The organism is Ruegeria sp. PrR005 (assembly GCF_010500245.1).
In the GTDB taxonomy this organism is placed as follows: Bacteria; Pseudomonadota; Alphaproteobacteria; order Rhodobacterales; family Rhodobacteraceae; genus Ruegeria_B; species Ruegeria_B marisflavi.
The window spans coordinates 137,055-149,622 of record NZ_JAAGOX010000055.1; the positions used below are offsets into that span (position 1 = coordinate 137,055).

Genomic DNA, 12,568 nt, shown 5'->3' on the forward strand with positions numbered 1-12,568 from the left:
GAAGATCAGGACGCTTCGGTGATGAACTTGACTGCGTCGCCGAAGGTCTGAATGGTTTCGGCCGCGTCGTCCGGGATCTCGATGCCGAACTCTTCTTCGAAGGCCATGACCAGCTCGACGGTGTCGAGGCTGTCCGCGCCCAGGTCGTCGATGAACGAGGCGTTCTCGGTCACTTTGTCTTCTTCGACACCCAGGTGCTCCACAACGATCTTCTTAACGCGATCTGCGACGTCGCTCATGTCAGTTCCTCATTCCTACGGGGCCCACTGGCCCATTTTTGCCCTTGCCCGCTCGGGGTGGCTTGGTTTTGCCCTGTCCGGGCGGTTCAGGTTCCGGGAAGTTCCCGGGAAAGCAGAAGGCCGACCCCATCGTCCGGCCTCCTTCAGGATGCGCCGCCTATAACACAGACGCGCGCGTTGGCAAACGCTTTCGCATTTTGCCGCCGCGCCGATCACAACATGGCCATACCGCCGTTTACATGCAAGGTGGCACCGGTCACATAGGCGGCCTCCTGGCTGGCGAGATACAGGACCGCGGCCGCGATTTCCTCGGGCGAACCCATGCGCCCGGCGGGAACCTGCGCCAACAGGCCGGATTTCTGGTCATCCGTCAGCTTGTCGGTCATCGCCGTGGTGATAAAACCCGGCGCCACCGCGTTGACGGTGATTCCCCGGCTGGCGACCTCATAGGCCAGCGATTTGGACATTCCGATGACTCCGGCCTTGGAGGCGGCATAATTGCCCTGTCCGGGGTTTCCGATGGCGCCCACCACAGACGAGATGTTCACGATCCGGCCCCAGCGCGCCTTCATCATGCCGCGCAGCACACCCTTGCACAGTTTCATCGTGGCGGTCAGGTTCACGTCGATCACACTTTGCCATTCGTCATCCGACATGCGCATGAACAGGTTGTCACGGGTGATGCCGGCATTGTTGACCAGAATGTCGACCGAGCCCAGCACTTCGGCGGCCTGTTTCGGCAGCGCCTCGACGGCCGCCATGTCGCTCAGGTTGCAGGTCAGCACATGGGCCCGTTCACCCAGCTCGTCGGCCAGCGCCTGAAGCGGCTCGACCCGGGTTCCCGACAGCACCACCGAGGCACCGGCAGCATGCAGCGCGCGGGCGATGGCGCCGCCGATACCGCCCGAGGCGCCGGTGATCAGGGCATTCTTTCCGGTCAGATCAAACATAGACATATTCCTCTTATCCCCGACCATCCAGGTCGGGTCTTGCACGTTTAGGTGGGTTCAGGCGTCGCCAGCAAGGATTTTTTGCACATCTTCAGGTGTGCCCGCCGGTTTGCAGGCGATCTCGCGATTGATCTTGCGTACCATACCCGACAGCGCCTTGCCCGCGCCGATCTCCCAGATCTCGGTCACGCCCTGGGCCGCCATGTATTCGACGCTTTCACGCCAGCGGACCGAGCCGGTGACCTGTTCGACCAGCAGTTGCCGGATCAGGTCAGGATCGTTCACCGCCTCGGCGCGCACATTGGCCACCAGGGGCACCGCTGGGGCCTTGATCTCGACCCCGGCCAGGGCCTCGGCCATGGCATCGGCGGCGGGCTGCATCAGCGCACAATGGAACGGGGCGCTGACCGGTAACATGACAGCACGCTTGGCGCCTTTGGCCTTGGCAATCTCGGCGGCACGTTCCACCGCCGCCTTGGCGCCCGAAACGACCACCTGGGTCGGATCGTTGTCATTGGCGGCCTGACAGACTTCGCCCTGTGCCGCCTCGGCGGCCACCTCGCGCACCGCTGCAAGGTCGAGACCCAGGATCGCTGCCATCGCACCTTGCCCGACCGGCACCGCGCTTTGCATCGCCTGCCCGCGAGTGCGCAAGAGCCGTGCGGTATCGCCAACACTCAGCGCCCCGGCGGCGGCCAGCGCCGAATACTCGCCCAACGAGTGACCTGCGACATAGGCCGCCTGGGTGATCGCCACGCCTTCTGCCTCGAGCGCGCGCATCGCCGCCATCGAGGTCGCCATCAGAGCCGGTTGTGCATTCTGCGTCAGCGTCAGGGTCTCGATGTCGCCTTCCCAGATCAGCGCGCTCAGCTTCTCACCCAGCGCGGCATCCACCTCGTCGAAAACGGCCTGCGCGGCCGGATAGGTCTCGGCCAATGCCTTGCCCATGCCGATGGTCTGGGCACCCTGCCCGGGAAACACGAATGCGGTCGTCATCTCTGTCCCTTCGCTCTCTGAAACGCTAACGCCGGGTGTAGCCGCCCCGCCCGCCCCGCACAAGCTCTGCATCCTGACACGAGGGTTGTGCGATCACGCATATTGTTCAGACCAAGCCACCGGTTAGGTTCGGACTATCCCTGAAATCCGGTAATTGAGATGCAACTTTCAAACACAGACCGAAGCTATGGCGGTGTGACCAAGACCTTTCATTGGCTCACGGCCCTTTTGATTCTCACCGTCATCCCTGTTGGATGGATCGCCAACGATCTGGCCCACGCGGTGACCGACCCCTCGATTCCCAGCACCGAGGCAGACATCGCGCGCGCGGCCTGGCTGTTCTCGCTGCACAAGACGCTGGGGGTAACGGTTTTCTTTGTAGCGTTGGCGCGTATTGCCTGGGCGCTTACCCAAGCCAAACCCGGGCTGCTCAACGCCGACAAACGGGCCGAGGCGATGGCCGCCGAAACCGTACACTGGCTGCTTTATGGATCTCTGGTATTGGTGCCCCTCAGCGGCTGGATCCATCATGCCGCGACCGAGGGTTTTGCCCCGATATGGTGGCCCTTCGGACAATCCCTGCCACTGGTCCCGAAAGACACGGCACTGGCCGCTGTGACCGCCGGGCTGCACCAGGTGCTGCAATGGGTTCTGGTGGTTTCGCTTGCGCTGCATGTCGCGGGCGCCCTGAAACACCATGTCATCGACCGCGACGAGACCCTGCGGCGGATGCTGCCCGGGCGCAACGCGGCACCCCAGCCGCCTGCACATCCTCAATCCACGTCGCCGCTTGTCGCAGCGCTCGTCATCTGGGCTGCGGCGCTGGGTTGCGGCGCCTGGCTGGGCATGTTCGACCGGGGCGAGAGCAGCGGATACGCACAAGGCGTGCCGTTGGAGAGCGTCGCATCCGACTGGACCGTGACCGAAGGAACGCTGGAGATTACCGTAACCCAGCTTGGAAACCCTGTGACCGGAAGTTTCGCGGATTGGACCGCCGCCATCCGGTTCGAAGAGCGTGAAACGCCCGGCGCAGCCGGTGATGTGGCCGTTACCATTGCAATCGGGTCGCTGACGCTGGGTTCGGTGACTGCGCAGGCGATGGGCCCGGATTTCTTCGACGCCTCGGTTTTTCCCACCGCCGAGTTCCTGGCCGATCTCTACCGGACCGAGGTCGGGTACGAGGCCCGAGGGACGCTCACCCTGCGTGGGACGACGGTTGATGTGACCCTGCCCTTCGATCTCGATATGGACGGCAACACCGCCAAAGTAAGCGGCACGGTCACGCTCAATCGGCTGGATTTCGGGATCGGCGGCAATTTGCCAGACGAAAGTTCACTCAAGTTTCCGGTCACGGTCGCGGTGAGCCTGACGGCTGCCCGGTAAGTCGAGCAGCGTCACCAACATCAAAAGGGCCCGGCAAAGCGGGCCCCTTTCTTTCCTGCTAAGCGACGCTTACGAGTCGTTTGCGTCTGCCTTCATCGCCTCGACCGAGATGCGAACCTCGACCTCGTCTCCGACATAGGGGGCGAACATGCCCAGGTTGAATTCAGACCGGACGATCGTGGTGGTCGCATCAAACCCCGCCCAGGGCTTGCCGGCCATCGGGTGATCGCCCATCTGGTTCAGCTTTGCGTCCAGAACCACCGGCTTGGTCACACCGTTCATGGAGAGGTCACCGGTGATCTTGGCCGTGTTGTCGCCGGTCACCTCGATGCCCGTCGATACAAAGGTGATCAGATCCCCTTCCTTGGCGCCGAAGAAATCAGCGGAGAAGAAGTGAGCCTCGCGCTGTTCCCACCCGGTGAACATCGAAAGGACCGGCATCGAGACAGCGACGGTCGAGGCGGCGGGATCTTCCTGGTCAAACATGATCTCGCCCTCGAAACCCGAGAACATGCCGGTGGTGGTCGAAAAGCCCAGGTGGTTATAGGCAAAGACCACCTGGCTGTGGCTGGCGTCCAGCAGATACTTCTGCGGCGCGGCAAGAACCGAAGTGGCAGTACCCGCGATCAACGCGGCGGCGAGAAGGGAGGATTTCATGCGGTGCTCCATGTCAGCGATTGTGGGTTCAGGCCGAACGCACTGTTCGGCTTGACCTTTGACATGGGGCAGGCAGGGAAATCGGGCAATTCGCCATTCGCTCACATGTCCTGTGAGCGAATGAACATCAGGCAATCAGGCGGAAATATTGACCAGACCGCTCAGCTGCATGCGCAGCGCATGACGAATATCAGTCGAGTCGATCGGAAGCCGCATCAGGATCGTGCCATCGACATCGCTGATCTCGAGATAGTGCTCGTTGAAGCGAACGCTGCCCAGGCTTTCATAGCTTCGGCGCAGGATGGTTTGCGGACGACCCCGGTTGTTCTTTTGCAGAACGCGCAGTTCCCGGCGGATCGGATCGAAGTAGGCATCCGGCTGGTTATCCTGATGATGCAACATCAAGAGAGCCAGACCGCTGAAGAAGAAGAACAGAGAAACACCCAGTTTCATCAGGGCCGTTTCGGCGCTTGTCTCTGACCCGGGCAACAACCACATGGCCGCCGCGCCGATGACCAACGCCGTTCCGATGACTCTGAAGACAACCGTTCTGAGCGGCCAGTTCGGCGCAAACGTGATCATCAGGGGTACCGACTCCTCGAAAGAGGGCAACGGTGTCCGGTTGCGGAGCATCTGCTGAGCCACTTGCATCTCGTTTCACCCTCCCGGAGCAAAAAACAAGCCGGCCTGTGTCCGGCATGGTTAACCTTCGATTCACATTGCGACCGGAATGGGGCGAGCCCGGGGTAATTGAGCGGCAAGGAGAGATACGCAACCCAAAGATGCGGCCGCGCCGGGGGTCTTGCCCCTGACGCACAACCGTGTATATGAGGCCATCCTTTCGCAAGAAGACATGAACCGCGCAGTCTCTCGTGGCAGGGCCGCGAAAGGACATAAAGCCCCGCCTATGAAATGCGCCTTGATAGAAACTGGAGATGACATGGCTCTCTATGAGCATGTAATGATCGCGCGTCAGGACCTGTCCAACGCGCAGGCCGAAGGCCTCATCGAACACTTTGGCGCAGTACTGGCCGACAACGGCGGCAAGCTGGTCGACAGCGAGTACTGGGGCGTCAAGACGATGGCCTACAAGATCAACAAGAACCGCAAGGGCCACTATGCCTTCCTGCGCTCGGATGCCCCCTCGGCCGCCGTGCAGGAAATGGAACGCCTGATGCGCCTGCATGAAGACGTGATGCGCGTCCTGACCATCAAGGTTGATGCGCACGAGGAAGGCCCCTCGGTCCAAATGCAGAAGCGCGACGAGCGTGAACCGCGCCGCGAGCGCCGCGCGTAACCTCGGGAAAAGGAGACTAAATCATGGCTGCAAAACCGTTTTTCCGCCGCCGCAAAGTCTGCCCCTTCTCGGGTGATAATGCGCCGAAGATCGACTACAAGGACACCAAGCTGCTCCAGCGCTACATTTCCGAGCGCGGCAAGATCGTGCCCTCGCGTATCACCGCCGTTTCGGCAAAGAAGCAGCGTGAACTGGCCCGCGCCATCAAGCGTGCCCGCTTCCTCGCCCTGCTGCCCTATGCCGTGAAGTAAGGAGATAGGCACATGCAAGTTATCCTTCTGGAACGTGTTGCCAAGCTGGGCCAGATGGGCGAAGTCGTTGACGTTCGCCCCGGCTATGCCCGCAACTTCCTGCTGCCGCAGGGCAAGGCGCTGACCGCGTCGGCTGCCAATGTCGCCGCGTTCGAAGCCCAGAAAGCGCAGCTTGAAGCGCGCAACCTGGAAACCAAGCAAGAAGCCGAAGCACTGGCAGCAAAGCTCGATGGTCAGCAGTTCATCGTGATTCGCTCGGCATCGGATGCCGGCGCGCTTTACGGCTCGGTCACACCTCGTGACGCGGCCGATGCCGCCACCGAAGCTGGTTTCTCGCTGGACAAGAAACAGGTTGCCCTGATCGCCCCGATCAAGGAACTGGGTCTGCACACCGTTTCCGTTCGCCTGCACCCCGAAGTCGAGGTCAGCATCGAACTCAACGTCGCCCGCTCGCCCGAAGAGGCCGAGTTGCAGGCAACCGGCAAATCGATCCAGGAACTCGCCGCCGAAGAAGAAGCGGCTGCAGAGTTTGAGATCGCCGAGTTGTTCGACGACATCGGCAGCGCAGCGTCGGACGACGACGCGGCTGGTTCCGAAAAAAACGTCTGAACCTAGGGTCAGATGATGGTCAAGGCCGCCCGATTGGGCGGCCTTGTTCGTTTTGCCCCCCCAAACGAAACTTGTGCGGACAATTGGCCGGATTCCGCCCACACAGAACCCAGTTCCCTTCTTTCGCTTCGCAAAAACGAGCATCCCGGTTATTCCAGCTTTCGATCAACTGCTGAAGAGCAACCGATGACCCATACACGACGCGCCCTGTTGTTTAGCGGACTTGCCTGGACTGTGTCCGCCTGTTCTGCCAGACCTTCGAAAGAAGCGACATACGACCCGCCGCTCTATCCGAACGAGACACCGGAGTTGCGGGCTTCGATCAACAGGTGGGCCGACCATTACGAGATCCCCCGCGATCTTGTTCACAAGCTGGCGATACGCGAAAGTACCCATCGGCCTTGGGCGGTGAACCGGCCCTATTACGGTCTGCTTCAGATCCTTCCCGCCACGGCGCGAACAATGGGTTATCGCGGTTCTCCGGATGGGCTTCTGGATGCCGACACGAACCTGCAATATGCGGGGAAATACTTGCGCGGGGCCTGGCTTCTCGCAAACGGCAACCAGTCACGCGCGATCAGCCTCTATGCATCTGGTTACTACTACGAGGCGAAACGGAGAGGTATGTTGGTCGAAACCGGTCTGCGACCGGCATCTTGACGCAACGTAAGCCAGATTTGGAATCCGCAATATCGGACTTAGGCGATTTGCAACACCAAATGTGAGGGGACGGAATTCGCCGCGCGATTGGCAGCGGCCAAAAGTCAAGGCTTCCAAGAACTTCCCGAGTGTCGAGCCGGGCCGGCACCACCGGCTCGACGAGCCCATCGCCTCTCAAACCCTTGATACCAAAAAATTAGTACAAGCAACCGCAACCCGTTTTCGACGACCCTCGGTCGCAACCTGAACAGGAAATCCGTTGTCAGAGAGCCTGCAATAAGGCAATCTTCAACATGTCCCGCATGAGGTGCCCTCTCGTGAGCGGCGTGTTGTGCGACGGGCCAGAAATGACGCACATCGAAAATGTGAAAAGTACAGGTGAATAAATGAATACTGTCGATACCGTTGTTGGCCAGCGTATTCGCGCCCGCCGAATGGCTCTTGGGCTGAGTCAGGCAGACCTTGGCCGGGCCATCGGTGTCCGGTTTCAACAGGTTCAGAAATACGAGTCCGGAGCCAACCGGGTCAGCGCGTCTCGCCTGTGGGCGATCGCCGAAGTGCTCGAAGTCCACGTCAGTCACTTTTTCGATGGCATAGAGGCCCCGGAAACCGGCAAGAGTGCGGGCGAACAACAGCCTGTCGACAAGCTGGTTTTCCTCAAGGATCGCGACGCCGTCGAGATGGTGGAAATCTATAGCGGCTTGCCTCTTCAGCAAAAGCGTGCTGTTCTTGCATTTGTTAGAACGATGGCGGTGAACACGCGCGTACCGGATGAGAGTGTATCCGGATAGAGAAAGCGTTTCGTCCGTTCGACACCGACAGGTAACGCGAATGGATATCGTCGATCTCGGGACTGTGCCAAAGACGGAAGCCGTTTATTCGGACTTCCTTCTTCAATTGCGCGAAAAATTCGAGATGGACCATGCGGCTTACGCCGGGATCAACCCGGCGGCGGGTGCCATACATGGGTATGTAACCTACGGCGACGACTGGAAACAGCATTACCAGCAGCAGGGTTTCCACATGATCGACCCGACGCTGCATATGAGCCAACGCAGCATCGCGCCGGTGGATTGGAGCCGGTTGGAACGTGGCAAGGATTTCAAGCGTGTGTTTCGCGACGCCCATGACTTCGGTCTGAGCGAACAGGGACTTACCATACCTGTCCGCGGCCCCTACGGTGACGTCGGGTTGCTGAGCGTGACGCGGGACTGTTCACCCGAACAATGGCGCAAACTGGTCGGCCATGTGATCAGCGACCTGCAATCCATGGCCGTCCACATTCACGATACCGTGATGGGGTCCGACCTGCTGGGGCGGATTCTGTACCACCCTGCCCTTTCGACAAGAGAGGTTGAGATCCTACAATGGGTGGCAGTCGGAAAATCCCAGCAGGATATAGGTGATATTCTTTCCATTTCCCATCGGACCGTTGAGGTTCACCTCCGGTCGTCGCGGGAAAAGCTGTGCGCCCTGACAACGGCACAAGCCGTGGGACGGGCCATTGGACTGGGTTTGATTTACCCAGGCTGACCCCTTTGGTCATCTTTCTGCCAAACTCTACGGGAATCCCCCAATAGTTCCAAAATGCAACTTGGGTAACCATGGTTGCACCGAAATCCACTCGTAGGGGGAAAAGATGATCATCGTGATCGACGCTTTGAATAAGCATCTGTTCAGTGGGGTTCTGGATGAAATGTTTCGTTTACGTGCCCGGGTTTTCGGGGATCGTCTCGGTTGGAAGGTGAACATCCAGGATGGGAAGGAGATCGACGAATTCGATCACCTCGATCCCGCTTATGTTGTCGGGCTGGATCCGGATGGCCATGTGGTTGCAGCCGTCAGAGCCCTTCAGACAACCGGTCCGCATATGCTTGCGGACGTGTTTTCCGACATTCTATGTGGCGAACCGCCAATCCGCAGTGCGACGATGTGGGAATCGACGCGGTTTTGCGTCGACACGCAGCGCCTCAACCGCAGCAAGGATCGGCACTCTGTTTCTTATGCGACATGCGAACTGATGATCGGTTCGCTCGAATATGCCCGGAGATCGGGTATCAAGGATATCGTCACCGTCATTGATCCGGTGATGGATCGGGTGCTCAAGCGTTCGGATAACGCGCCCTATGACTATGTCGGCCAAACGGTTCCCATGGGCAAGGTGCCTGCTTTGGCCGCGCTGCTGGACACCAGCGAAGAGCGGGTTGACAGGGTGCGCAAGTTTGCCGGCATCTGCCACGATGTCTTTCTGAGCGACGACGAGGCCCTGGCGCTGTTCAACAGCAAGCGGGTCGTGTCATTCCCTGAACAAGGCAGGTCGTCCAGATCCGACACAGGTGAATTGACCGCCTTGGAAGCGTATTTCCTGGAGCAAATTCGCGCGGCCGAAACCGACAGCGAACTGAAGGCTATCTATGACCTGATCGACGCCCTTCCCCGCGAGATCAGCGCGGAACGGAAAACCGTGTTGAAGAGTTACCCCAACTCATTGGCGCGCGAAGTCTGACAGGCATTCCCCTCGGGGAGATTCGCCAAAGAAAAGAGCCGCCCCCTCAGGGGCGGCTCTTTCGCTTTGCTGTACCTTCTGCGCGATGCTTATTCGGCGTCGAGCTCTTCGAGTGCCTTCTGCAGGTCGTCCTTGCTGACTTCCTTCTCGGTCACCTTGGCCTGTGCCACGACATGATCAACGACCTTGTCTTCGAAGATCGGTGCGCGCAGTTGCTGCTGCATGGCGGCGTTCTTCTGAATGAATTCAAAGAACTGACGCTCCTGGCCCGGGTACTGGCGGGCTTGCGCCAGGATCGCCTGGGTCATTTCCGCATCGGTGACTTCAACCTCGGCCTTCTGGCCCAGATCGGCCAGAAGCAGGCCCAGACGCACGCGGCGTTCGGCCAGTTTGTTATGCTCGTCCGTGGTCTCGATCTCGCCGTGGTTGTGATCGTGCACTTCCGGATGCTCTTCGTGCCACAGCTGGTGCGCGATCTGCTTGGCTTCTGCCTCGACCAGGCTCGGCGGCAGGTCGAACGAGACCTTGACGTCCAGCGCATCCAGCAGCGCACGCTTGAGCACTGCACGGGCGGCACCGGTGTACTCGGCTTCCAGCCGTTCGGCGATTTGCCCTTTGAGGGCTGCCAGATCCTCGGCTCCAAATTTTTTGGCCAGCTCGTCGTCGATCTCCGCGGCAACCGGCTCTTTCACGTCTTTGATCGTGCAGGTGAACACGGCTTCCTTGCCCGCCAGGTGGGCCGCGCCGTACTCAGCCGGGAACGTGACGTTGACGTCTTTTTCCTCGCCGGCCTTCACGCCGACCAGTTGATCTTCGAAGCCGGGAATAAAGCTGTTGGAGCCCAGAACCAGGGGATAGTCTTCGGCCGAACCACCATCAAACGCTTCGCCGTCGACCTTGCCCAGGAAGTCGATCACAACCTGATCGCCGTCCTTGGCCTTGGAGCCTTTCTTGCGCGATTTGAAATCCTGCGCGGTTTCGGCCAGGTTGCCGAGCGCTTCTTCAATCGCGGCATCATCAGCCTTCACCACCAGCTTTTCCAGGCTGATGTCGCTCAGGTCGACTTCGGGGATCGCCGGCAGCGCCTCGTAGGACATCGAGACCTCGACATCGTCGCCCTCTTTCCAGTCCTCGTTGGTCATCTTGACCTCGGGCTGGAGCGCCGGACGGTCGCCGCTGTCTTCGAAGTGCTTGTTCATCGCGCCGTCGATGGTTTCCTGCATCGCCTCGCCCAGCAGACGCTGGCCGAACTGCTTCTTCAGCAGCGCCATCGGCACCTTGCCCTTGCGAAAGCCCTTCATCTCGATTTCGGGCTGCGCCTCGACCAGCTTTTCGTTGACCTTCGCGTCCAGCTCAGCCGCTGTAACCACGATGTTGTAGCCGCGTTTCAGACCTTCGTTCAGAGTCTCGGTAACCTGCATATGGTAGTCCCCATAGGATTCGGAGCGCACGCATCGGGCGTGCGCCATGCACAATTTGAGGCGTTCTATTTGCCCTGCCCGGCCGGTGCAAGGGGTTATGCCCAATCGGCACCCATTTGCAGCCTTAAAAACATACGCGTCCCGGCAAAACCGGGACGCGTGTTGTTGCGATCAGGACGATCACACCATCAAAAGCGCCAGCGCGCCCCCAGAACCAAAGTACTCAGGTCCTGATAACTGTTCGCGGCATCGCTGTATTCATAGTTCTGATAGGTGAAATAGACGTCAGTATTGTACGCCTCTACACGCTGAGCAAAGCCAACGCCCCACCCTTTGGTTTCCGAACCTGCAACATTGAAGTCGGAACCGTCATAGTAGTGCACGCCGACGCCGGTCTGCCCGAACGAGAACCAGTCGGCATCATAGGCCACCTTGAAATAGAGGTAGTCGGGGTCGCTTGCGCCTGCGGCGTCGTTGTCCCGCGTACCGCCGGCAAAGGTAAAGCTGAGCCCGTTCTGAAGCAGAACCGAGGCCGAGCCCACCACATCCGAACGATCAACGCCGTTATTGTCGCGCACCTGATAGGCCAGACCGGCATCCAACTGGATGCCGCCACCAAACTCGCCCGAATAGCGCACCGCAGCATCGTAGTAATCCGAGGTGTCGGCCGTGTTCAGAATGTTCTCGCCATAGGCGGCCGAGAAGGTGAACCCGGCAATCTCGGGGCTGTCATAGCGGATGCGGCCTCGGCGCGACCCATCGAAGGTATCGAGTGTATCGCCCACCGCCGGGCCGGACAAAACGCCGGTATTGTCGCGGAACAGAAAGGCCGCATTGGCGTCGGCAGTGTACGAATAAAGTGCCACTCCGACATAGGACAGGTCGGATTCGGCGATGCCATCGGCAGCCATGCTGCCCTGCCCCAGCGAGACCCGGCCCCAGTCGCCTTCGAGCGAGAAGTCGATATGGCGCAGATCGTCCCGGGTCCAGCCGCTGAAATTGTCGCCCAGCTGGTTGGTCTCGGTCGAGTTGGGCAGGCCCAGCCCGGCCTCGAACCGGAAGCGGAATGTGTTGTCGCCGAACGGTTGCGCCAGGCGCAGGCCCACACGGCTGCGCGACAGGTCATTGTCGCGGATATTCGTCTCGGTTTCCTGGCCATCGTCCACCGAAATGATGGCCGGGTTGAACTGGCCATAAAGTTCGACGGACCCGCCGGACTGGTTTTCGTAGAGAAGCTGCGCCGAGGCAGCCGATGAAAACGCCACGGCGGCGATCGCCATAGCGGAGGTCGTTCTAAGTGTTCTGATCATTCTTCTGTACCGTCTTGGATTGGCGTGGGTTCCGCCGCACTGATGTGGGCACCCGAAGAGCGGCTTCCATATGATTGAGACGGCGGTTCGAAGCCTCGTTGCAACCCGGCAACGGCCTTGGCCAAGCGAATCAGGAATTCAATTGAAATTCAAATACTTAATATGGTAACAGAAAGGCGATCAGGCTGTGAGTTTGAAAAAGACGCTCAACCTCTGTCGCCTGTTGCAGACCGGATGTGCGTCTGCGCACCCAGCTTACGCAAAGTTTACTCCGCATGGGACGATACGG

15 protein-coding genes are annotated in these 12,568 nt (G+C 59.9%); 8 read left to right on the forward strand and 7 right to left on the reverse strand.

Features of this window, described 5'->3' with window-relative positions; genetic code table 11:
• Positions 1-5 precede the first annotated feature (5 nt).
• The 3 genes from G0P99_RS21955 to fabD form a co-directional block, all read right to left on the reverse strand.
• Complete coding sequence (locus G0P99_RS21955; protein WP_028091986.1) at positions 6-239, reverse strand: acyl carrier protein; 234 nt, start codon at positions 237-239, stop codon at positions 6-8.
• 212 nt (positions 240-451) lie between these two features.
• Positions 452-1,189, reverse strand: coding sequence for a 3-oxoacyl-ACP reductase FabG (gene fabG / locus G0P99_RS21960; RefSeq protein ID WP_164132627.1), 738 nt, complete (start codon positions 1,187-1,189; stop codon positions 452-454).
• A gap of 57 nt (positions 1,190-1,246) precedes the next feature.
• A complete protein-coding gene (fabD, locus tag G0P99_RS21965; protein ID WP_164132628.1) occupies positions 1,247-2,185 on the reverse strand; it encodes an ACP S-malonyltransferase in 939 nt (312 codons plus the stop codon).
• A 159-nt stretch (positions 2,186-2,344) separates the two neighbouring features.
• On the opposite strand from fabD, the gene G0P99_RS21970 reads away from it, so the two are divergent.
• Positions 2,345-3,568 carry a cytochrome b/b6 domain-containing protein gene (locus tag G0P99_RS21970; protein ID WP_164132629.1) on the forward strand — a complete coding sequence of 408 codons (1,224 nt, stop codon included), beginning with the start codon at positions 2,345-2,347 and terminating at the stop codon, positions 3,566-3,568.
• Positions 3,569-3,637: 69 nt separating this feature from the next.
• On the opposite strand, the gene G0P99_RS21975 is transcribed toward G0P99_RS21970, so the two are convergent.
• Complete coding sequence (locus tag G0P99_RS21975; RefSeq protein ID WP_164132630.1) at positions 3,638-4,225, reverse strand: YceI family protein; 588 nt, start codon at positions 4,223-4,225, stop codon at positions 3,638-3,640.
• A 135-nt stretch (positions 4,226-4,360) separates the two neighbouring features.
• Entirely contained in the window at positions 4,361-4,870 is a 510-nt protein-coding gene (locus G0P99_RS21980; RefSeq protein ID WP_370462867.1) for a hypothetical protein, read from the reverse strand.
• Positions 4,871-5,165: 295 nt separating this feature from the next.
• Between G0P99_RS21980 and rpsF the strand changes: the two genes are divergently transcribed.
• From rpsF to G0P99_RS22015, 7 genes are all read left to right on the forward strand, one after another.
• Positions 5,166-5,522, forward strand: coding sequence for a 30S ribosomal protein S6 (gene rpsF / locus G0P99_RS21985; RefSeq protein WP_093029285.1), 357 nt, complete (start codon positions 5,166-5,168; stop codon positions 5,520-5,522).
• A 23-nt stretch (positions 5,523-5,545) separates the two neighbouring features.
• On the forward strand, positions 5,546-5,773 hold the full coding sequence (gene rpsR / locus G0P99_RS21990; protein ID WP_008328567.1) for a 30S ribosomal protein S18: 228 nt from the start codon (positions 5,546-5,548) through the stop codon (positions 5,771-5,773).
• A 12-nt stretch (positions 5,774-5,785) separates the two neighbouring features.
• Positions 5,786-6,382 carry a 50S ribosomal protein L9 gene (gene rplI, locus G0P99_RS21995; RefSeq protein ID WP_164132632.1) on the forward strand — a complete coding sequence of 199 codons (597 nt, stop codon included), beginning with the start codon at positions 5,786-5,788 and terminating at the stop codon, positions 6,380-6,382.
• A 186-nt stretch (positions 6,383-6,568) separates the two neighbouring features.
• The gene (locus tag G0P99_RS22000; protein ID WP_164132633.1) at positions 6,569-7,042 is read left to right on the forward strand and encodes a lytic transglycosylase domain-containing protein; all 474 of its coding nucleotides are present in this window, start codon (positions 6,569-6,571) and stop codon (positions 7,040-7,042) included.
• 386 nt (positions 7,043-7,428) lie between these two features.
• Entirely contained in the window at positions 7,429-7,833 is a 405-nt protein-coding gene (locus G0P99_RS22005) for a helix-turn-helix domain-containing protein (RefSeq protein WP_164132634.1), read from the forward strand.
• Between the two features lie 40 nt (positions 7,834-7,873).
• Positions 7,874-8,575 (forward strand): LuxR family transcriptional regulator, encoded by a 702-nt coding sequence (locus G0P99_RS22010; RefSeq protein WP_164132635.1) that lies wholly within the window; start codon positions 7,874-7,876, stop codon positions 8,573-8,575.
• A 106-nt stretch (positions 8,576-8,681) separates the two neighbouring features.
• Complete coding sequence (locus tag G0P99_RS22015; protein WP_164132636.1) at positions 8,682-9,548, forward strand: acyl-homoserine-lactone synthase; 867 nt, start codon at positions 8,682-8,684, stop codon at positions 9,546-9,548.
• Between the two features lie 89 nt (positions 9,549-9,637).
• On the opposite strand, the gene tig is transcribed toward G0P99_RS22015, so the two are convergent.
• Together tig and G0P99_RS22025 are read right to left on the reverse strand one after the other, a co-directional pair.
• Positions 9,638-10,969 (reverse strand): trigger factor, encoded by a 1,332-nt coding sequence (gene tig / locus G0P99_RS22020; RefSeq protein ID WP_164132720.1) that lies wholly within the window; start codon positions 10,967-10,969, stop codon positions 9,638-9,640.
• A 188-nt stretch (positions 10,970-11,157) separates the two neighbouring features.
• Complete coding sequence (locus tag G0P99_RS22025; protein WP_239059907.1) at positions 11,158-12,249, reverse strand: porin; 1,092 nt, start codon at positions 12,247-12,249, stop codon at positions 11,158-11,160.
• Between the last annotated feature and the right edge of the window lie 319 nt (positions 12,250-12,568).